Origin of the sequence: Marivirga sp. (assembly GCF_051117495.1) — a bacterium.
GTDB lineage: Bacteria > Bacteroidota > Bacteroidia > Cytophagales > Cyclobacteriaceae > Marivirga.
In genome coordinates this window covers 18,360-40,553 of record NZ_JBNPEF010000031.1, presented here as the reverse complement: position 1 = coordinate 40,553, position 22,194 = coordinate 18,360, and the positions used below count along the sequence as shown (strand labels likewise).

Here is a 22,194-nt window from a genome sequence, read left to right as displayed (position 1 = left end):
AAAAGCCATTAGAATCAAAAAGGGTTCCTAATAATTTTCTTAATTTTGGGCTTATGGGAATACGTGCAGTACTAAGTAAACCTTTGGCGGCAATTATAGTCAACCAACAAAAAAAATGGGCGGCTCAACCGGCTTTGTCCCAAGTCAAGATTTTTAAAAATATCATCCACAAAGCTAAAAACACTGCTTTCGGAAAAGACCACGAATTTGATAACATTCAAACTTATGAAGATTTTAAAAAGCAAGTTCCAATAAGGGATTATGAAGCACTAAAACCTTATGTAGATAAAATATTGCAAGGGGAAAGTGATGTGCTTTGGCCAGGCAAACCTGCTTATTTTGCCAAAACTAGCGGCACTACTTCAGGAACCAAATACATCCCCATCACCAAAGATTCTATCCCCAACCATATTAACAGTGCCAAAAATGCCTTATTAAGCTATGTGCATGAAACAGGTAAATCTCAATTTCTGGATGGCAAGCTGATTTTCTTGTCTGGTGCACCCACTTTAGAACAAAAAGCCGGTATTAACACTGGTCGTTTATCAGGCATTGTCAATCATCATGTTCCTAATTATTTAAGAACTAACCAACTTCCTTCATTTGAAACTAATTGCATAGAGGAATGGGAAGAAAAGTTAGAGCGCATTATAGATGAAACAATAGATCAGGACATGAGCCTGATTTCAGGAATTCCGCCTTGGGTGCAAATGTACTTTGATAGAATTCAAGCCAGAGTCAACAAACCTATTAAAGACATCTTCCCGAATTTTGAGATGTTTGTTTATGGTGGAGTAAACTTTGAGCCTTATAAAAATAAACTATACGAAAGCATTGGCAAAAAGGTAGATTCAATAGAAACCTATCCGGCTTCCGAAGGCTTTATTGCTTATCAAGATACTCAAACAGAAGATGGCTTACTACTTTTATTAAACAGTGGGATATTTTTCGAGTTTATACCTGCTGAGGAATATTTTGATGAAAATCCGACCCGATTGATGATTGATCAGGTGGAAATGGATAAAAATTATGCTTTAATTATTAATAGCAATGCAGGATTGTGGGGCTATTCTATTGGAGATACCGTTAAATTTGTTTCCACGAATCCTTATAGAGTAGTAGTTTCTGGAAGGATTAAGCATTTTATTTCTGCATTTGGGGAGCATGTGATTGGAGAAGAAGTGGAAAATGCCATGAAAGCAACTTGTGAAAAATTCGAAAACGTAAAAATCACAGAATTTACAGTTGCTCCACAGGTTACGCCTAAAGACGGATTGCCTCACCATGAGTGGTTTATAGAATTTGATAATCCTCCGATTGATTTGGAAGCATTTTCTAAGGAATTGGATATTAATTTAAGAAAACGAAACAGTTACTACGATGACCTGATTACAGGCAGCATCTTAAGAACATTAAAAATAAGAACACTCAAAAAAGCCTCTTTTATTAATTATATGCGTTCAGAAGGAAAACTGGGAGGACAAAACAAAGTACCTCGCCTTTCAAACGACAGAAAAATAGCAGAGGCTATGGAAAAATACACACATTAAAAATATATTAATTGACTTATGTCTAATAAAAAATCGATAGCCATCTTAGGCTCTACGGGTTCAATTGGAACACAAGCCCTAGAGGTTATCAAATCACATCCTGATCATTTTCAAGTTGAAGTACTGACAGCACAGAATAATGTAGATTTACTCATTCAGCAATCCATCCAATTCAGACCCAACGCAGTGGTAATTGGAAATGATGCTTTTTACGATAAGGTCTTCAATGTGCTCGATCCCTTGGGAATAAAAGTTTATTCAGGAGAGAAATCTTTAGCCAGTGTGGTTCAAATGGACACCATAGATGTGGTCTTAACTGCATTGGTTGGGTATGCTGGCTTAGTACCTACAATCAAAGCCATTGAAGCTGGAAAACATATCGCTTTAGCCAACAAAGAAACTTTAGTAGTGGCAGGAGAATTAGTTACCTCCTTGGCTCAGGAAAAGGGTGTGAACATTTACCCTGTTGATTCGGAGCATTCTGCTATTTTTCAATGCTTAGTTGGGGAATTCCATAATCCGATTGAAAAAGTAATTTTGACTGCTTCAGGTGGCCCATTCAGAGGAAGAAGTAGAAAATTTCTGGAATCCGTTAAGAAAGAGCAAGCCTTAAAACATCCTAATTGGGATATGGGTGCTAAAATCACCATTGATTCTGCCAGTTTGATGAATAAAGGTTTGGAAGTAATTGAAGCCAAATGGTTATTCAATCTCAGGGAAGACCAGGTTGATGTAGTGGTTCATCCTCAATCCATTATTCACAGCATGGTGCAGTTTGAGGACAGCTCCATAAAAGCGCAAATGGGACTTCCAGACATGCGGGTGCCTATTATGTTCGCTTTAAGCTATCCTGACCGTTTGAAAGCTGATTTTCCTCGCTTTAATTTCATGGATTATCCGCAGCTCACATTTGAACAACCTGATAGCGATACATTCCGTAATTTAGCCTTAGCATTTCATGCACTAGGCAGAGAAGGAAATGCGGCTTGTATTTTGAATGCAGCGAACGAAGTAGTAGTTTCGGCCTTTCTTGAGGACAAAATCTCCTTTTTAGGAATGTCAGAAGTGATCGAAAATTGCCTTGACAAAGTAGATTTTATTAAAACCCCAAGTTTGGAAGATTATATTTCAACAGATAAAGAAACTAGAATTAAAGCTTTAGAGTTAATAAATTAATGGAAACAGTTATTATGATCGCCCAATTAATATTGGGCTTATCTATTTTGGTAGGATTGCATGAGTTTGGTCACTTGTTGGCGGCCAAAGCTTTTGGTATGAGAGTGGAACAATTTTCAATTGGATTCCCTCCTAAAATTTTTAGTTTTAAATACGGTGAAACCGAATACGCTCTTAGCGCCATTCCTTTAGGTGGCTTTGTGAAGATTTCGGGGATGATAGATGAATCTCTGGACACTAAAAACATGGACAAAGAGCCTGAGCCTTATGAATTTAGAGCAAAACCCGCTTGGCAAAGATTGATTGTGATGATGGGCGGAATCATCGTAAACGTCATTACAGGTATTATCATTTTCATATTTCTTCAATATGGATATGGAGAAACTTATGAATCCAAAGATAACATTACAGAAAATGGTATTTACGCTTATGAGCCAGCCAAAGAAATTGGTTTGCAAACTGGTGATATTATTATTAATGTAAATGGTAAAGATTACGAAAAAGTAAGCGACCTAACCAGCTCAGATGTATTATTGGAATCAGACAGTTACTATACCGTTTTAAGAAATGGTGAAGAAAAGGTAATTCCTATTCCAAATGATATGATTGAACGCATTTCTGAGGACAATCAAAGAGTTCCATTCATTCAACCTTTGTATGAATTTGAAGTCGATAATATACAGCCGCAAAGCAATGCAGATATGGCTGGATTGTTGCCAGGAGACAAAATCATTGCCGTTAATGGAGAGGAAGTAAAATATTTCCAATTCCTTAGAGAGAAACTAGAAAGTAATAAAGGCGAAGAAATCCGCTTGACTATTAAAAGAAATGAAAAAGTAGAGAATCTTCAAGCTAAAGTTGGAGATGATGGCCTACTAGGCTTTAGACCAAAGATGAATGCCGAATTGGAACATGAAGAATTCAGTTTTGCAGAATCTATTCCTACCGGTACAAAGAAAGCGTTCAATGTAATTTGGTTAAATATTAAAGGATTTGGTAAAATCTTCAGAGGAGAGGTTTCTGCTTCAGAATCATTATCAGGGCCAATTGGTATCGCTCAAATTTTTGGCGGAGAATGGGTTTGGCAAAAATTCTGGGGAATTACCGGACTTCTTTCTATGGTCTTGGCTTTTATGAACTTCCTGCCTATTCCTGCATTGGATGGCGGGCATGTGGTCTTTTTAAGCTATGAAATAATTTCTGGCAGAAAACCTTCAGATAAATTCTTAGAAAATGCACAAAAAGTAGGTATGGTTTTATTATTAAGTTTGATGGCATTTGCCATATTTAATGACATTTGGAAAGTAATTTTCTAGCATGAAGCCGACTAAAGTCTTAACTTATATCGTAATAGCAGCAGTCATTTTGATTGCTGTTTTTAGTTTGTTCGATTCTGGAAAAAGTCCTGAAGTTGAAAGCAACTATATTGAAGAAATGAAAGCATTCCGTCATAAAAGAGACAGTTTTATGCGAAATGATGAAAAATCTCCATTTATTGAGCAAAATGTGGCTTTTAAAGGTTTAAATTATTTTGAAGTAGATGAAAGTTTCAAAGTAAAAGCCTCTGTTGAAGCACTTGAAGATGGTAAAATTTATGACTTGAGAACTAGTGACGATAAATTAAAAACTTATCAGGCAGTGGCCATTTTACATTTTGATATTGTAGGTTCACATCAAGATTTAACTTTATTACAATCTGCAGTTGATGGACACTTTTTCCTTTCTTTTTATGATGAAACCTCTGCCATTACCACTTATGGTGCTGGAAGATATTTGGAAGTGGACTTCAAAAAAGGGCAACAGCAAGTCGTTTTGGATTTCAATAAAGCCTATAATCCATATTGCGCCTACACTGAAGGCTATAGCTGCCCTGTGCCTCCACCAGAGAATAACATCACCATTCCTATTAATGCTGGAGAGAAGAATTATGAATAAGGGTAAATAGTCAGTCTTTTCTATTTTACATTAAATATGAAAATTTCTACTACAATTAATGAGATTGCATCTCCTAAAATAGAAACAATCCTTTATGTTTTATCATTTAAATATCTCTATAAGTAAATTTCTTAGCTTTCATCTTTTTACCTTTTCTTTTTGCTTGAACAAAAAGAAACAAAAATTCAAGAAAGTTTAATGCTTCCGACCTCAAGGCCAACGCCTGCCCGCTAAACTTTCCTCCCCCCCGCTTTTCCGAGTTCCTCGGAAGTGGGCGATTTAGTTCTTTTGCACCATATCAAAACAAAATTTCTTTATCTATTTCGATGTACGAAAAAGATTTAGCTAGCTTCACTAGGTAAATAAAATAGGAAAAATTACGAATAAGCGTAATTAATCATTCTCCTTATCAATCATTTCTTTAATTTTGTTTTTGGAAAATAAAATGGGCTCATCAAGAATCCATATTTATTAATAGAGAAGTATAAAAATACAGAAATGAAGATCGCTTTAAACTGGTTAAAGAAGTATATAAATATTACGCAGTCTCCTCAAGAACTTTCAGAAACCTTAACTAATACGGGATTGGAAGTAGAAGGTATGGAAGAAATTGAAACCGTGCCAGGCGGATTGAAAGGTTTGGTGATAGGTGAAGTCAAAACCTGTGAAAAACATCCTAATGCGGATAAATTAAAAATCACAACAGTTGATATTGGTGAGGAGGAGCAGGTGCAAATCGTTTGTGGGGCACCCAATGTAGCTGCAGGACAAAAAGTAGTAGTGGCAACGGTGAATTCCACGCTTTACCCAAATCCTGACGAGCCTTTCAAAATCAAGAAATCAAAAATTCGTGGTGAAGTCAGTATGGGAATGATTTGCGCTGAGGATGAAATCGGGATGGGCGCTAGTCATGATGGTATTATGGTTTTGGATACAGATAAACCTAATGGAACTCCTGCTGCGGAATATTTCAATATTGAATCAGATATTGTTTATGAGATTGGTCTAACACCAAACCGTGCCGATGCCATGGGTCATATTGGTGCTGCTCGAGACATCAAAGCTGTAACTGGAGAAGAAGTGAGATTTCTTTCAATCCTTGATTTCAAGGTGGATAATCAAGATCTCCCTATAAAAGTTGAAGTTGAAAACAAAGAAGCTTGTCCTCGCTATAGTGGATTAAGTATTTCAGGAATTAAAGTAGCACCAAGCCCCGATTGGTTACAAAATGCCTTAAAAAGTATTGGTTTGCAGCCCATCAATAATATAGTGGATGTAACCAACTATGTGATGCACGAATTAGGTCAACCTCTTCATGCTTTTAATGCCGATAAAATTTCTGGTAATACCATTAAAGTTAAAAACCTGGCCGAAGGCAGTAAATTCATCACTTTAGATGAGAAAGAAAGAAAACTATCAGCTAAAGATCTCATGATTTGTGATGGAGAATCCAATCCACTTTGCATAGCAGGAGTATTTGGAGGAATTGATTCCGGGGTTAAAGATGATACCACTAAAGTATTTTTAGAATCTGCTTATTTCTCAGCCGATAGTGTGAGAAAAACTTCTCAGCACCATCAACTTAAAACGGATGCTTCCTTCCGCTATGAGCGGGGAACAGACCCAAATATCACGGTTTATGCACTTAAAAGGGCTGCATTATTAATTCAAGAAGTTGCAGGTGGAAAAATTAGTTCTGAAATTCAGGATGAGTATCCAGTAGCTATTCCAGACCGAGAGGTAATGATGAAATATAAAAACATCGACCGTTTGATTGGTAAAAAATTGGAGCAGGATGAAATTCATACCATTCTCAACAGATTAGATATTGAAACTACTGATAAAACAGAAACTGGCTTCAAAGCCATTGTCCCTCCTTATCGAGTGGATGTGACCAGAGAAGCCGATGTGATTGAAGAAATCATCCGGATATACGGATTTAACAATATTGACTTGCCAGAAACGCTTTCAAGTAGTTATATGGCAAGTTTCCCTGAGGTTGATCCAGTAAAAATGAGAAAAGAGGCAGGATTACTCTTAACTGCCAATGGTTACCAGGAAATCATGACCAATTCATTGACCAAATCAGTCTTCAGTGAGCAATTGAATGGCTTTAATTCAGAGGAAAATGTTGAAATACTCAACAAACTGAGTGAGGATTTGGGTGTAATGCGTCAAGATTTGATGTTTACTGCTCTAGATGTATTAGCTTACAACATCAACCGAAGGCAAACCGACTTGAAATTTTATGAATTTGGAAAAGTTTATAAAAAAATTAATTCCAAATATAAGGAGGAAATGCGCCTTGGGATTTATCTGACGGGGAAAAATGAAGCCGAAAATTGGATTCGAAAAAATGAATCTGTAAAATTTCACGACCTCTATTCGGCAGTTCTAAAAATTTTCAATAAATTTAATGCGGAAAGTATTGAAAATGAAGAATTTCATGATGACTGCTTCGACTATGGCTTGAAGTTAAAAATTAAGCAAAAAACAGTTGCAGAGCTTGGTAAATTAAGCAAAAAAGCCCTGAAATTGAGTGGGTTGAAGCAGGATGTTTTCTACGCTAATATCAATTGGGAATTGTTATTGAAAATGGTCAATGTCAATATCCAATTTGAGCCAGTGAGCAAATTTCCTGAAGTAAAAAGGGATTTATCACTAGTGATAGATGACAACATTTCTTATGATGAAATTAAAAAGATAAGCTTGAAACAAGCACAATACTTAATCAGTAATATAGATGTTTTTGATGTTTACCAAGGAGATAAAATAGAAAAAGGAAAAAAAGCGTATGCTTTATCTTTCACTTTGCAAGACAAAACTAAAACATTGACAGATAAAATTATAGATAAAACAATGGACAAACTGATGAAAGCTTTTGAAAACGAAATCGGAGCCGTAATCAGAAAATAAAAATGAATCAAGCAGCTACACATAATGAATTAAATGCCCTAGAGCGAAAGGTTCAATTGCTTTTGAATGAATTTCAAAATGCTAAGAATGAATTAAGAAGCTTAAAAGCTGAAAATGAAGAGTTAAAGGCTGCTTTAAAACAAAAAGACGAGAAAATTAACGACTTTCAAAATCAAGATAAAATTAGTAAAATTGTAGGAAGTATTGGGAAGAGTGAAGCAGAAGCTTCTGAGATGAAGGGAAAAATTGACGATTACATTAAAGAGATTGATAAGTGCATTTTGCATTTAACAAGATAATAGATAAACCGGTTTATGAGAGAACTTTCAATCAAAATCAAAATTGCTGATAGGGAATATCCCATGACAGTGAAAGCGGAAGAAGAGGAAAGAGTGAGAAGAGCCGGAAAATTAATCAATGAACGATTGAAATCTTATAGAGAGAAATTCGGGATTGATGATAAGCAGGACTTGCTTTCAATGGTAGCTTTCGATGCCATTGTTGACAGATTTGGCATTGAAGATGACTTACAAAGCAATGATGAATCGGTTATAAATAAAATAAAATCTATTGAACACTTAATTAATCAATCAATCTAAACCCTTCCAATCAGAAAAAATAGAACCATTTAGAAAATTATATGAAGTAGTTAAGCCCTCAAAAATATAGGCTTTCAAATAACAAAATTCATAGTAGTCAAATTTTGGTTCTTTATCAAAGTCACCACTTCCCATTAAATAATTAATAAAATGGGAACTATATACATAATCATTTCAGGAGTAGTAGGACTGCTTTTGGGGTTTTTGCTCAGCAAAATTGCCCAAAAAAGCCTACTTAATAAGCTCGAAAAAGAAGCTCAAGATAAAGCAGCTTTAATAATTCGTGAGGCTGAAGTAAATGCCGAAAATACCAAGAAAGACAAAATGCTTGAAGCAAAAGAGCATTTTTTGAAAAAGAAATCTGATTTCGAAGATGAGGTAGGACAAAGAAAAAGCCAAATGGCAGCCAACGAAAACAAGCTCAAACAAAGGGAACAAAACCTTTCTAAGGAAATTGAGCAGTTTAAAAGAAAAGAACACGAAACCCAAAAATTACAAGAAAATCTTAATGCTCAGCTTGAAGTCATTGCCAAAAGAAAAGAAGAACTCGAAAAAGTAAGAGAGCAACAAGTCAACATATTAGAAAAAGCCGCTAATCTTACTGCAGATGAAGCTCGGGAACAATTAATTGAAACCCTCAAAGATGAAGCAGAAACCAAAGCATCTTCCCTGATTAAAGATATCATGGAAGAAGCAAAACTTTCCGCTACCAAAGAGGCTAAGAAAATTGTGATTTCCACCATACAGCGAACTGCAACGGAACATGCGGTAGAAAACTGTGTCTCTATTTTTAATATTGAAAGCGATGACATCAAAGGTAAAATCATCGGTAGGGAAGGTAGAAACATCCGTGCATTGGAAGCTGCGACTGGGGTTGAAATCATAGTGGACGATACACCAGAAGCAATCATTATATCAGGTTTTGACCCAGTAAGACGAGAAATTGCAAGACTTTCTTTACACCGTTTAGTGCAGGATGGTAGAATTCACCCTGCCAGAATCGAAGAAATCGTAAATAAGACTACGAAAAACATAGATGAAGAAATAGTCGAAATCGGGGAAAGAACGGTTATCGATTTAGGAATTCATGGCCTTCACCCTGAATTGATTAAGATGGTTGGTCGTTTGAGATTCCGTTCCTCCTACGGACAAAACCTATTACAACACTCAAGAGAAGTTGCCAATATGTGTGCTACCATGGCCTCTGAATTAGGCTTGAATCCAAAGTTGGCAAAAAGAGCTGGTTTATTGCATGATATTGGAAAAGTTTGGCCAGAAGAGCCGGAACAACCACATGCTATATTGGGAATGGAATTTGCCAAAAAATTTAAAGAGCATCCAGATGTTTTGAATGCCATCGGTGCTCACCATGATGAAATAGAGATGACGACCTTAATCTCCCCTATTGTACAAGCTTGTGACGCCATTTCGGGTGCAAGACCAGGCGCAAGAAGAGAAATCATGGATAGTTACATCAAAAGATTAAAAGAGCTTGAGGAGCTTGCTTTGACTTTTGACGGTGTCAACAAATGCTATGCTATCCAAGCAGGTCGTGAACTGCGTGTGATGGTAGATGCTGAAAACGTATCTGATCAAAAAGCAGGACAATTATCATTTGATATTTCTCAAAAAATTGAAAAAGACATGCAGTACCCTGGGCAGATCAAAGTAACAGTCATCCGTGAAATGCGATCTGTTTCTTATGCGAAGTAATTAAACCTACAAATAATCAAATTGATAGCCCTTTTCAGAAATGAGAAGGGCTTTTTTATGCATTTCAAATAAAAGTGTAAATTGACAATTGAATTATAACTTAGTTTCAAATGAAAAATATAATCTTCATCTTAATTTCCATCACTTTTACCTTATCCTGTCAAAATCCAACAGTTGATGAAAAGCCAATTGAAAAGATAGATAATCCTTTTACTGGTAAAAACCCCTGGCCGGAAATCCGCAAAAAGAGAATAGGCCAAATATTACCAGAAGCCATGGAAAGAGCTGAAGTGGATGCTTGGATGGTAATTTGCCGAGAAAATAATAATGACCCGATGGCTTTGCACATAGGAGGTGAAAATGCAGGCGGAACCTCTTTTTATATTTTTCACAAATCAGGTAAGAAAGCAAAGTCAGTGGTTTTTTGTTCTTTTGGAGAAGTCACTGCTTTAAAAGAATTAGGATTACACGATAGTGTTATAAGTGTTTCAAGAGGACAAGATGTTTTTCAATTAGCAACTGATTATGTTAAATCGGTGAAACCTAAAAAGATTGCAATTAACATAAGTACGACTAATTCAGCAGCAGATGGTCTAAGTCATAGCCAATACAAAAAATTAGCTCAAAGATTTGGCGATGATTTTCAGGGAAAATTGGTTTCTTCTGAAGAATTAGTCTATGAATGGCTATCCATCAAATTACCTGAGGAAGTTGAAATCATGCGGAAAGCGGCCGAAATAACAGCTCAGTGGGAAGTTGAAGCTTATGAAACGATAACTCCTGGTAAAACCACTGATGCTGAAGTAGCGGGATTCTTAAATGACAAAATCAAAAATTATGACTATGAAGACGGCTGGAATCCAGAGCAAAACCCAAACGTGAACTCTGGTCCCGACAGAGGACATTCTCACGCTACGAATAAAGTTATTATGCCTGGAGACGTCATCCAAACAGATTTTGGTATTAAAGTCTATGGCATTTGGGTAACCGACATTCAGCGTTTTGCCTATGTATTAAAAGAGGGTGAAGAAAAAGCTCCTGAAGATATCCAACGCTATTGGGATGTGGCAAAAAGAGGCCATCGATTAGTTTTTGAAAATATGAAACCGGGCATTTCTGGTTATGAATTAGATAAAGCCCAAAGAGAGTGGATGAAAGAAAATGGTTCTTGGCCAGTTCCGTGGAGCACTGGTCACCCAGTGGGCTATGTTGCCCACGATGTTGGTCCTTCTCTGGGCGGTGGACAAATAGGTATTACTCCATCTGAAGCAGCCCTTAAACCACTTCGAAAAGGAATGGTCTTTGCTTATGACGGATTCTATGCCTGGGAAATTGAAGGCGGTGAAAAAACAATTTCAGTTGAAGAAATGGTAGTGGTGACAGAAGATAGTGCTAGATATCTTACAGAACCACAAGAAGAATTAATTTTGATTGGAGAAAGATAAATTCAAACCACATTCATGTTCATTCTTTTTAAACTATCCTCATAGTAATATGCGTATAGCTTTTTACATTCATCACTTAAATAGGACTGCTGAATAAGCTGGTGAACGGCCTTATTTGATTTAGTAAATTCAGCTAGTATTTTCCTGATTCTTGAATCCTTAATGCCAATTTTTTGACCAAACTTAAAGAAGTCTTGGTATGTATAGAAATCCGAAGTCTCAAATGCATTAGAAAAGCCATCAGTTAATAAATCCAGCGCCACGTCTGATTCACTTGGTGAATGAATACGAGTGCACAAAAAATCATAAACAGGGGTTAATACATAATCACCTTGTTCGGATTGCATGACAGAGAAATTTTTTAAATGAGCATCACCATTTGAAAATACATAATTAAACAAGATCATCCGAAAGAATTTCTCTAGCTCTATTTTATAGGTAGGAATATATTTTTGAATGAGTTCAGCAATCTCCTCATAAGATAGATCATACTTATAGTTCTTCCCGTGCGTTTCCGAAGTCATCTGCGCAATTTGTGCAAAATCTTCTTGCTGGATTTTCTGATTTTCCGTTTGGTCAAACCTACGCACTATATAAGCTGGACTACCATCTCTAAAACCCACCAAAGCATTGGAAGGGACATTCATTTTAAATAACTGCTTAGCAATTTGCATAGTGAGATGCTCATTTGCTGGCGCTTGATCCAAGAACTTGAATGTGCCAGTAGGAATAGGTTTAAGAATATACTGGCCACCAGTATCCGTCAGTTTTAATTCATTATCTTCTAATCTCAGTGAATATTTTACCTGAACTCCTGAAATAGATATCTTCTTTGTATGCTCCAAATAAGAATCAGATTTTTCTTCGAAAGGAGAATTAAAAGACAAAGTATGTGCTACTTTTTGACCATCAAAAAGCTCTTGCAAACATTTTTTGCAAAACCCAATTTCAACCTCTTTCAAACAGCCCGGACAATTCATTCTGATAATTCTTTTACTGTTATAGCCCCAATGGTATCGATTTTAGCAGTTTTCATTAATAAGCTAAAATGATCTTCTTCATCAATTTTCAATAACCTACACTGCGTTAACTTATTAACTCCTTCTGATAGGAGCCCAAAAAAGAAAGGGAACAGTACTTTAGATCTATAAATTTTCTCTGATTTGGGAAGCGTTAAACTGATGGCTGAAGTCTCAGAATTTGCTAGATATTCTTCCTCATATTGAAATAGATACTCACCCTTCTTATTTTTTTCTAAGTAGCTAGCTAATACTTTATTGTTATATAAAGCAGCCCTCCTACTCATTTCATCACATTAATATCAATTGACAATCCCAATACTTCACAGATTTTCAACAAACTGTCCAACTCAGGATTGGCTTCTCCTTTTTCGATAGAGCGCAAAGTACGTTCAGACACTTCGGCAATATCAGCCAGATCTTCCTGCGTGATTTTGAGGAATTTCCTTCTTTCTCGTATGCTATTTCCTAATTCTTTTTTATCCATTCCAGCAATATTTTGCCGATTATGAACAAATATCAACAAAAACAAATCGAAATCAAACGAAACGGCAGTATTTTGCCGTATTATAAAAATCACAGAGTAAGTGTTTTATTTTTATTTGACTTTTTTGGAATAAAAAAACCGTAACTCATTGAATATCAACGTAATTACGGTTTAACTATGCAGAGGCGGAGGGATTATTTTACAACCATATAATATACTGTATGTCAATACATTACGTATATTAAAATTTAATAGGTGAAACAAAGGTGATACGATTTAGGTAATCCCTTTGGGATTTGAACCTCCGTCCCCCTAGAAAAAATAAAATTTATTTTTTTCTTAAATCACGTAGATTTTGACTTTTCTGTTTCCAAATCCTCTATAAACTCATAAATATTTGTTGAAGGATTCTCTTCAAACGTCAGCGCTTTTGCTCTTTCGATCGCTTTAGATGATTTACTTTCTAATTTATCAATAAATCTTTTTTCAAGATGACCTTTCTTATACCCCTTATAATAGTTTGACAACTTAATAACACAGCTATTACATTCTATAAAAGCTTTTTGATTCATAAAATGTAATAAGAACCAAAACTCAAAACATGGGTTAGATCCTAAAATAGAGACGTCTTTAATCGTCTTAATTTTATTCCAATTCTCAACAACATCCATGTCATAGATTAAATAAGTTCGATCTTTGGGATGACTACCAGATTGCTGTTTATATTTTCTAATGTAATTAATTGATATATCATGACCCGCTCTTTTGGTATCAATAACTATAGGCAACCTGTATTTTGAACGTAAGTAGTTCACATATGCCACCTCTGTATCACCTTCGCAAAAAACGAAAAAAGTTGGCTTAATATTCCGGTTCTTTCGGCTCTTACGACTCATGTAGTAAACTTTCTAAATTAGAAACTGAATCATTAACGTACGGAATGGCATCAAATCTACCTTGCAAGTAAGCCTTTTCTGCATCCATACCATCTCTAAAATCTTTAAAATCGAATAAGGAATATAATTCTGATGCACCATTTTCCAATTTATTCACAAAATAGATCTGATCTTTTCGAATCTTATTGAGGTCTAACAAATTGGTATTATGCGTTGTAAATATCAATTGAGCATGCTCACTAGCATGGAAAAGATTGACAATATATTCCACAATTTCAGTGTGAAGACTTCCTTCAATCTCATCAATCAACAGTATCTTATTATTCGTAATCACATCCAATATGGTAAGCATAGTCGCAAAAAGAACATTAGTTCCTGTAGATTCCTCAGACAACATATCAAAGGCTTTTGTTGGGTCAGCTCTGTGATAAGTAGTGAACACCAAAGCCTCATTCTCCACATCTTTTATAGTGGCAGTGTTTGACAAGAGGTCTGTATCAATATTCTTACCTTTCCTCTTCTCCTTTCTCATTTTAATATCTACAATATCACTATCTGCAATTTGTAGACCTTTCAATAATTGAGGCTTAAACTTTTTAAACAAGCCTTCCACCACAGGAGAATTATGTCCTGAATAACCCAGAATGAATTGACTGAAGAAGAAATTGAAAATAATTTTAGGAATTTTCCTATCCATCTGACTAGCTCTTGAGATAAAAAGTGTTTTATCTGAGGTATTAGCAGCTACATCCATTGGTCTGGAGATCACATTAGTAAAATCATAAATATCTGACTTATTCTCCCCCTTACTTTCATCACGAGAGAAAATTTTTGCTCTTTTTCCTTTAGGATAAAAATAAAGCTCTTCTGTCAAGATTGATTTCTGAGATAGACTAAAACTGTACTCATATTCGATCCCATCAGCTATAAAACGAATAATAAAAGTACTAGGCTGATGCGAAAATCCATCAAACTTAAATGGCTTGAAATTAAATACTACATTCTCATTATGATTGTGAGAATTATAAACCATAGAGGCACAAAATCTGATTGCCTTAATAATATTGGTCTTTCCTGATGCATTAGCACCATATAAAGCTACTGACTTCAATACTTCCCTTTTTCCAACTTTAGAAATATGATTACTTAAGTTGCGTGCTCTTTCCGTATTGATCTTTGCAGCCTCAAGATCTAGTATAACTTCCTCTTTAATGGAGTAAAAATTTCTCAATCTGATTTCTAAAATCATTTTAACCTCCCTTTTTGTAAGTATTTTACAAATTAACGGTTTATTTTGATTTTTATTAAATTTAAACGTAATAAACTTTCAAAGTTGTCTATTCAAAAAAAGATGTTGCACGGCTTAAAGTCACTCTTCAATAATTCCAAAGCAATGGTACTTGCACCGATTAGATAATAAAGTACAGCGTGCTCCCTCATCACTTCGTCAATAACAGTAAACACCTCTGAAAATTGAGGAATTGCTAGCTCCTTATAAGTTTGGTTGGATTTGCTCATTATAAATCATTTCGGCTGTTTCTTCATTTCTTTTGCCTCCCTCCATCATTAAATCTGCATAGACTATAATGGGAGGGGCTGTTTTTTGATTGAGGTCTTGATTCCAAAACATTTCAATCACTTCTAAATCCCCATCTTTCTTTGGTTGAAGATTATAGTTTCTAATCAAGTTTGCTTGGTCTTCATTCGTAAAAAGAATGAATTTTTCAGGTCTTAGGTAATTAGTAAGCAAATCACCAGCAGGCTCACCGCCCCAGACAGCTATACCGTCATTTAGTGTTATCTCCTGCCAATTCTTGCGCATTTGATATCGCCTTTTCTTTAGTGTTGGCTTTAGGGTAGTCTGATAACCCTCTATCCATCGAAAGAATAAATCTTTTCTATTTTCCCAAGCATACTCTTTTTTATTCAATCGCAGTAAATAACCTGTCTCTTTTAGTCCTTCAATGACCTGGGGAATATTGCCCAAGCCTACTTGAGTGTATTCTGCAATTTCTCTTTGGGTTTTATTAATGAGTTCAGGCTTGATTAATAAATGGAAAAGTACCTTCAGGCCTGTTTTAGTAAATGCTCTATTTCCTTTGTCTTTAGCTAATTGTAGCGGCTTATTGGCATCTATCAAAAGGAAAATATTATCCTTTTCAATGTACATATTTCCATTCGCTTCGATATAAGCGAGTTTCCTTTCTCGTAGTGCCACTTTTACTTTGGCAGGAATTCTTTCGGCAATTAAAACAACACCCTTATAGTTTTGTTGGATATCCTCCAGTTCACCAATAACATATTGTCGCACTTCTCTTTTGAGCTTCACATAAAAGTCAAACTTTAGTTGGTTATACTGTACAATAAGCACTCCATCATATTGCCCTTTTTTCTTGTACAGCAATTGAATAGGAAGTTGTTTCTGAACGTTCTCTACAGCAATATGTATTATTTCATTTTCCATTTGTTCACAAATATACAATGTTCACGTAACGTGAACAAATAAAAAACGTGAACGAATCTAAATTTAGGAAAAAAACAGACAGCGAAGAATCGGCAAAATATTGCTGATTAGAAAAGATTCTAATTCATAGAAAATCAAAACAGTTACGAAAACATCTATGCTGGGGCAAAGTGATTGTTTCAAACACTCTTAAATACATGTTTTCAGTGATTTATGATATCTTTATCTTACTAAGTGAAGTATTAACAATAGAATTAACTATTATTTTCTTATTATCATAAATTTTTCCTTAGACGTGTCCATAATAAGACTGCAGTTTAGAAATGGAGTGTTACCAAGCCATCCATCTATCCTTGTAAATGTAAATAATAGTTTTTGAAGAAAAGTAAAAGTACCTATATAATTAACGTTTCCAATTTTTAACTCTTGATTTGCGATATTCATTTTGGTGTTGGTATTTGCGCGATTAATGAAAAAGGGTATTTCATATTTTTTAGATCGACCCCAAGTACTAAATTTAATTTTGGAAACTTCGGAATCATTTGTTGAAAAATCTTCAAATAATTCTTGAATAGTAATAATTCCGAATGAACTACAACCAGAATCGAATAGTAGCTTTCTTGTTGTACCATTAATTTCTACCGGAAAAATGATCTTATCACCTTTCAAGATATACTTAGAAAATTTACTACTTTCAGAGATTTCTAATTTATTATTATTTTGATAAAATTGAATAAAATTCTCCTTAAAGTTAATTTCTATTACTTTTTTTGCAATAAAGTCTATGCCAAGAGATCCTAAATTTCTAGGGTCTCTATTTTTTAATGACTTTGAAACAGGCATTACCTCAATCATACTTAAGGTTATATAACTACCCCCTAAATTTAATTTTAATTTATTAATATATTTCCGTTTACCTTTTTTTACAGTTTCGAAATAGAAGCCCTTTTTTCTCAATGAATTGAGACTATTTTCATAAACTATAGAGGTAGAGGCTCCAGTATCAAATTGAAAAAAATGTGTTTCCTCATTACCAATAATATTTGCTGGAATTACAAGAGCAGCCTTTTCTAAAAGGTAACCATCAATTTCTTGATTAACCCAATTGAATTTAATCGGAGAAAAGTCGCTCTTAACGGACAAATAGGAACTATGAATTTTAAAAAGATTATAGTTAAACCCTACCACACCAAGCATGGCTAAGGTCAAAATACCTATAATAGATGACCCTAGGATAATAATTATTTTTTTATACCGCATAAATCCTAACAATATTATTGAATCTTCCTAGATAATTTTTATCTTATATGTTATTGAATTTTCTATTCTATCCTACAAAAATCTTTTAAATCTAATTCTTCATTGATAAGTTCAATTATGTCTAAATTTTGATTCCCTAGTTTATAAATTATCTCTAGCTTCTTATCTAGATTGTATTTACTTGGTGGACAAGCTATTTCACCTTCAGTCCATCTTTTTGGACAGCTTCCTCCACATACTGGTAATAATTTGCATGTATGGCATGGGTATTTTTTAGTGTTTTCTACTTCATCCCACCAATCATTGTGAGGTTTAGGGATATTACGCGGATTTATAATACTACCTAGATCATACTTTGAGTTCTTGTAAACGTCAGTATAAGAGACTTCTGTACAATTAAATACATTCCCGTCTACATCATACATCTCGCTATCTTCTGTTGTAGCGATGCAGGTATTTAACTTTCGTTCAGGTAAAATAAAACTATTTTGGTATCCCAGTTTATGCTTTAATAAATTCCACTCAATTTCTTTTAATGCAAACATTTCTTTAGTTAATGCATTTTTATGCGCTTCATTCTGCGCCCATGAGAATACATTTACAAAGTATAAAGTAGTGATCTTGTCTTGAATTTGGTCTTGAGCTAATTTATAAATTAAAGGAACTACGCCTTCATAATTTTTTTCATCTACATTACACCTTATCGTTAATTTACATCTTCTTGGACTCCAATATTCCGATTTGATAATGTCAAGAATATTCTGATAAATAATTTTAAATGAAGGATTACCAGATTTTAAATATCTATGTGAATCATGATATTCTTCCGTTCCATCAATTGTCACTTCAATGTGAATCACATTTAGTTTGTTAACAAGCTCCTTGTAGATTTTTGGTTTTAGACTTAATCCATTTGTAACAATTTTAGATTGAATAGGGACTGTTGGATCATCAACTAAATTTTTCAATCGATCATATATTATCTTCATTTGATTGAAAGCCATAAGGGGTTCTGCCCCAAACCAAGCTAAATAAATCCCCTTATATGAGTGTGATTGATATTTCTTGTAAATTCTATTAATAATTTGGTCCACTACATCATCATTCACCGATTCTTTTCTATGTTTTTGGCCACAATAATAACATCCAAGCTGACACATTGCTGAAGGCTGCAATACTTCATATAAGTACCCGTTATGTCCCTCTTTGTTTTTAACATGATCTTTATTTTCTGAAATAATTTTTCCTAATTCATTTTCAGATTCTTCAACTAGAATCTTCTTATAAATTAAATCATTTAGAAGTGAATTGTCGATACCAGACAAATGTCTGGATTCAAGTAACTGAAAGAGTTCCATGTTTAAAATGAGTGATTTGCAACTTCTAGTACTAAAGACTATAATTTTATTTGAATCAACCTTACGATTAACGATATAATTTGATAGTTTTAGTTTCTCCACTTCAAAAATTGATTTTTTAGTGTTTTCCATAATAAAACGTAAAATGTAATTGGTAATATAAAACTGAATATGCTTTGTTTTACATATGCAAAACAAACTACTGAAGAATTGATAATTATATTTTTGACAAAATGAAAGACATTAAGAGGAAACAAGAAAACATTGTTTTCTTTATTAAACAACATGTATATTAGGAAGATCGCTATCATACATATACTTAAGACTCCGTAAGTTAACAAGAAAATATTTGTTGTATTTGTGGATAAACTTGGAGCCTGTTTAGTTACAAATCGATAAAACTCCCTTAATGCAATCTTAGATTTCTGTCGTAAATTTGCAATGTTTAAAGCATCGGAAAGAATCCAATATCCATCATACCGTAAGAACGGATTCAAATTCACTATAAGGCCTGACAATACAGTCAAGGTATAGATTAAATAATCATGTGACTTAGTATATAAAAACAGGATGCACAATATGTTTGCAACCAAGGACTGAATAAACATACCTCCAGAATCAACTATTAGCCTCTCCTTGCGCTTAAGTCTCCAAGCATCACTCACATCAGCATAAAAAACTGGATGAAATAGGTAGAAACCGAAGCCTATAGATCCATTTTTAGCTCCATGTTTAATACAAGCTGCAGCATGACCTATTTCATGTAATAAAATGGTGATGAAAAAGATAATAGAAGAATACAGAACTGTTTTAGGATTAATACTATCTGTGATTAAATCAAAATTGACAACTGATCCAATTGTATAAGAAATAACAAAAATATTAAGTATTAAAGTAGTTAGAAAAATAGTTTCTCCAAATAAAAAAGTAAATGGAATAGAAATAGCCCTTACAATTGCCTTATTGAGTAGAGTGAATCTTAATTTAAGAAAGATCGCTTTTTCTGATATTTTGGAAGTATCATCATTTGTAAAAATCCCATAACCAAGAAACTTTGAATTTAGTAATTCTATAACATCGTCAACCTTTAAAGATACATCCGTCTTTTCATTGATATGATAGGTAACCTCTTCAATGGTTAGATTTCCATTAAATGCTTCTAAAAGATCTTTTGAAAATGAATTGATATTCAATTTAACTTCCTCTGAAGAATCAATGCAAACCACGTATGATTTGTCTTTATAATTAACAATTTCAACCTCATTACTTACAGTTAAGATCGTATCTTTATCAAGCATTAATTCAGATTTATTTGGAAATAATTTGTCAATGATCGGAATGCTACAGCAGAAGAAAATAAAGATCTAAACTCACCTGTTATAGAATTGGTCCCTCCATAGGAATTGACACTTTGATTATTATTTTTGAATACCATCTCATTCGTTTCAGGAATTATTTGAAATAAGGTATTCTCAAAAGATCCATTAGGATTTTGACTCTGAATAATGTATTCAGATAATAAATAAGCCTTATCCTTATATACTGAGTAAATCTCTTTATTAAGAGTTAATAATTCTAAAACAAGGCCTGTATAAAATACACTTTCCTTTGCTAAGATATCATCCACAAAATGATCAACTTTGAATATTCTCTCATCATTAAAAAGTCCATTCAGCAGTTTTTCTAATTCTTCAGTAAATCCATTAATTCGATACATGGCCTTGATGTAAAAATAATACGAATAAATCTTTGAACTCCACCAGTATGGCTCAAGATTTAAACCTTCATTTCCACTTTTCAAATAGTTTACTAAAGCATTGAAATTTTCTTGTACATATGGTTTTGAAATATATGTAAGAAGGTATAAAGCTGCTGCTGAAACGCAGGGATGCGAGCTTCCCCATCCAGAAAGTACATTATCACCTTGTAACCCAAGAAAAAGCTTTAAATCTTTATTATTGCTATCATATGTTTTAAAGCCACCATTTCTTACTTGACCATTTAACCATAAATCAAGTGAACAGTTGAAATCTTCAGAAGTGCTGACAGTATTTAATAGAGCAAAGGTAGTAGAATCATAATCATTTAGCCAACCGGAATTATAGCCCCACATATACTTTTTCCTATTCGCTTTGAGATAGCTTACTGCCCTTATTTTTGCTTGATCATGTTCATCTAGAAATGAGGCAATAAACGCTGTTGACCAAACATCACTGATACCCTGCTTATTAGTTACTTCTTCCCAGGCACCATCTATTCTTTGTTTGCTTAAGAGATAGTTATATGATAGCTTTATAGACTCCTCTAAAGAAAATTGAATTGCTTTTCTAACTGTACATTCATTATGATCTGTAGTAATAATTCTTTTATACTTTGATTGCCCTTGAATACTATGAATTTTTGCATTAGTTAATTTTAACAAACTTATAAAGTAGCCAAGTTCTTCTTTGTATTCATTAATTTCGTTGGATGCCTTTAAAAGATAATTTGAACATAAATCTAGTAAGTCTTCTGCTACTCCTTGTTCGTAAAATAGTCTTTCCAGTTGATAGGGCGTTAAACTTAACGTATTAATTCCTAACTCATCAAGTTTCTTAAACAATAAAGAATGAGCAAAATTATTTTTTCTATTTTTTAGATCCTTAAAAAAATCATCAAAGTCATCTTGAATACATCTTGAAATAAAGTAAAAATTTAATGCTTTTTCTAATTTCTCAAATATTTGTGATTTGTTTTTTGTATTTGAATGAAGTAAAAGACCATCAATTGCCAATAGAGAAAATGAGCACTTGCCTAACGCTAGAGATTCATAGAGTTCAATAGAAATATTAGGGTCATACGTTTTGTCAATCATGATCGCTGTGTAGAAATTGTTTAATCTATCTCGCCAAACATTCCAAAACTCTGGATGATCTTTAAAAAGAGAACTAAGGATTAAATTAGATTCAAAATAATAGTGATTTGCTCTTAAGCTGGCTACACTTCCTTGCTTATTAGTGTCTTGATCAATTAAATCATCTAATTCTATTAAATATTTAAAATAAAAATAACCAGAAAGACACAACTTATTTATGAACTGATCATCTTCAATTTTGAAAATGTTTTGAAATAATTGCGGAAAAACTAGATATAATTTATTAGATAAAAAGTCATCAGGATAAATCGTGAATACTAATTTTTCCGGTAAGTTTTTAGTCGATTTATTTTTGTAATCGTTGAAATATAGTTCTAAATCTTCCACTTCTTTTTCTATAAAACCGTATAAAATCCTGCCAAAGTTATCCATCAAGGGGTTATTTAATTTATTGATTTCAAAAAGAAAACTATCATTTCAAGAATTTCTGAAGTGATAGTTTTCTAATTTCATAAATGAAAA

19 protein-coding genes are annotated in these 22,194 nt (G+C 33.9%); 9 read left to right on the top strand and 10 right to left on the bottom strand.

Going from position 1 to position 22,194, the window contains the following annotated elements:
* The first annotated feature begins 53 nt into the window (after nucleotides 1-53).
* The 9 genes from ACFE0M_RS16435 (at nucleotide 54) to ACFE0M_RS16395 (ending at nucleotide 11,334) form a co-directional block, all read left to right on the top strand.
* Nucleotides 54-1,550: a GH3 auxin-responsive promoter family protein gene (locus ACFE0M_RS16435; protein WP_434546879.1), complete on the top strand. Its 1,497-nt coding sequence runs from the start codon at nucleotides 54-56 to the stop codon at nucleotides 1,548-1,550.
* 18 nt (nucleotides 1,551-1,568) lie between these two features.
* Nucleotides 1,569-2,726, top strand: a complete 1,158-nt coding sequence (locus ACFE0M_RS16430; RefSeq protein ID WP_434546877.1) for a 1-deoxy-D-xylulose-5-phosphate reductoisomerase — start codon at nucleotides 1,569-1,571, stop codon at nucleotides 2,724-2,726.
* Complete coding sequence (rseP, locus tag ACFE0M_RS16425; RefSeq protein ID WP_434546876.1) at nucleotides 2,726-4,042, top strand: RIP metalloprotease RseP; 1,317 nt, start codon at nucleotides 2,726-2,728, stop codon at nucleotides 4,040-4,042. Before ACFE0M_RS16430 ends, rseP begins: the two co-directional genes overlap by 1 nt.
* Before the next feature lies 1 nt (nucleotide 4,043).
* Nucleotides 4,044-4,661, top strand: coding sequence for a DUF1684 domain-containing protein (locus tag ACFE0M_RS16420; protein ID WP_434546875.1), 618 nt, complete (start codon nucleotides 4,044-4,046; stop codon nucleotides 4,659-4,661).
* Between the two features lie 498 nt (nucleotides 4,662-5,159).
* Nucleotides 5,160-7,577: a phenylalanine--tRNA ligase subunit beta gene (gene pheT / locus ACFE0M_RS16415; RefSeq protein WP_434546874.1), complete on the top strand. Its 2,418-nt coding sequence runs from the start codon at nucleotides 5,160-5,162 to the stop codon at nucleotides 7,575-7,577.
* A 2-nt stretch (nucleotides 7,578-7,579) separates the two neighbouring features.
* A complete protein-coding gene (locus ACFE0M_RS16410; protein WP_434546873.1) occupies nucleotides 7,580-7,876 on the top strand; it encodes a hypothetical protein in 297 nt (98 codons plus the stop codon).
* 15 nt (nucleotides 7,877-7,891) lie between these two features.
* Entirely contained in the window at nucleotides 7,892-8,176 is a 285-nt protein-coding gene (locus ACFE0M_RS16405) for a cell division protein ZapA (RefSeq protein WP_434546872.1), read from the top strand.
* A 150-nt stretch (nucleotides 8,177-8,326) separates the two neighbouring features.
* Nucleotides 8,327-9,889, top strand: a complete 1,563-nt coding sequence (gene rny / locus ACFE0M_RS16400; protein ID WP_434546871.1) for a ribonuclease Y — start codon at nucleotides 8,327-8,329, stop codon at nucleotides 9,887-9,889.
* A 110-nt stretch (nucleotides 9,890-9,999) separates the two neighbouring features.
* The gene (locus ACFE0M_RS16395) at nucleotides 10,000-11,334 is read left to right on the top strand and encodes a M24 family metallopeptidase (RefSeq protein WP_434546870.1); all 1,335 of its coding nucleotides are present in this window, start codon (nucleotides 10,000-10,002) and stop codon (nucleotides 11,332-11,334) included.
* A gap of 2 nt (nucleotides 11,335-11,336) precedes the next feature.
* Here the strand turns inward: ACFE0M_RS16395 and ACFE0M_RS16390 are convergent, their stop codons facing one another.
* The 10 genes from ACFE0M_RS16390 to ACFE0M_RS16345 all read right to left on the bottom strand — a co-directional run bounded on the left by ACFE0M_RS16390 (nucleotide 11,337) and on the right by ACFE0M_RS16345 (nucleotide 22,104).
* A complete protein-coding gene (locus ACFE0M_RS16390) occupies nucleotides 11,337-12,314 on the bottom strand; it encodes a type II toxin-antitoxin system HipA family toxin (protein ID WP_434546869.1) in 978 nt (325 codons plus the stop codon).
* Complete coding sequence (locus tag ACFE0M_RS16385) at nucleotides 12,311-12,640, bottom strand: HipA N-terminal domain-containing protein (protein WP_434546868.1); 330 nt, start codon at nucleotides 12,638-12,640, stop codon at nucleotides 12,311-12,313. Before ACFE0M_RS16385 ends, ACFE0M_RS16390 begins: the two co-directional genes overlap by 4 nt.
* Nucleotides 12,637-12,933, bottom strand: a complete 297-nt coding sequence (locus ACFE0M_RS16380) for a helix-turn-helix transcriptional regulator (protein WP_434546867.1) — start codon at nucleotides 12,931-12,933, stop codon at nucleotides 12,637-12,639. The genes ACFE0M_RS16385 and ACFE0M_RS16380 overlap by 4 nt, the downstream gene beginning before the upstream one ends.
* 251 nt (nucleotides 12,934-13,184) lie before the next feature.
* Nucleotides 13,185-13,736, bottom strand: coding sequence for an RloB family protein (locus tag ACFE0M_RS16375; protein WP_434546866.1), 552 nt, complete (start codon nucleotides 13,734-13,736; stop codon nucleotides 13,185-13,187).
* Nucleotides 13,726-14,985 (bottom strand): AAA family ATPase, encoded by a 1,260-nt coding sequence (locus tag ACFE0M_RS16370; RefSeq protein ID WP_434546865.1) that lies wholly within the window; start codon nucleotides 14,983-14,985, stop codon nucleotides 13,726-13,728. Before ACFE0M_RS16370 ends, ACFE0M_RS16375 begins: the two co-directional genes overlap by 11 nt.
* Before the next feature lie 243 nt (nucleotides 14,986-15,228).
* Nucleotides 15,229-16,200, bottom strand: a complete 972-nt coding sequence (locus ACFE0M_RS16365; RefSeq protein ID WP_434546864.1) for a type IV toxin-antitoxin system AbiEi family antitoxin — start codon at nucleotides 16,198-16,200, stop codon at nucleotides 15,229-15,231.
* A 261-nt stretch (nucleotides 16,201-16,461) separates the two neighbouring features.
* Nucleotides 16,462-17,460: a hypothetical protein gene (locus tag ACFE0M_RS16360; RefSeq protein ID WP_434546863.1), complete on the bottom strand. Its 999-nt coding sequence runs from the start codon at nucleotides 17,458-17,460 to the stop codon at nucleotides 16,462-16,464.
* Nucleotides 17,461-17,522: 62 nt separating this feature from the next.
* Nucleotides 17,523-18,950 (bottom strand): radical SAM protein, encoded by a 1,428-nt coding sequence (locus tag ACFE0M_RS16355; RefSeq protein ID WP_434546862.1) that lies wholly within the window; start codon nucleotides 18,948-18,950, stop codon nucleotides 17,523-17,525.
* Nucleotides 18,908-20,116 carry a hypothetical protein gene (locus ACFE0M_RS16350; RefSeq protein ID WP_434546861.1) on the bottom strand — a complete coding sequence of 403 codons (1,209 nt, stop codon included), beginning with the start codon at nucleotides 20,114-20,116 and terminating at the stop codon, nucleotides 18,908-18,910. Before ACFE0M_RS16350 ends, ACFE0M_RS16355 begins: the two co-directional genes overlap by 43 nt.
* A complete protein-coding gene (locus ACFE0M_RS16345) occupies nucleotides 20,116-22,104 on the bottom strand; it encodes a hypothetical protein (protein ID WP_434546860.1) in 1,989 nt (662 codons plus the stop codon). The genes ACFE0M_RS16350 and ACFE0M_RS16345 overlap by 1 nt, the downstream gene beginning before the upstream one ends.
* Between the last annotated feature and the right edge of the window lie 90 nt (nucleotides 22,105-22,194).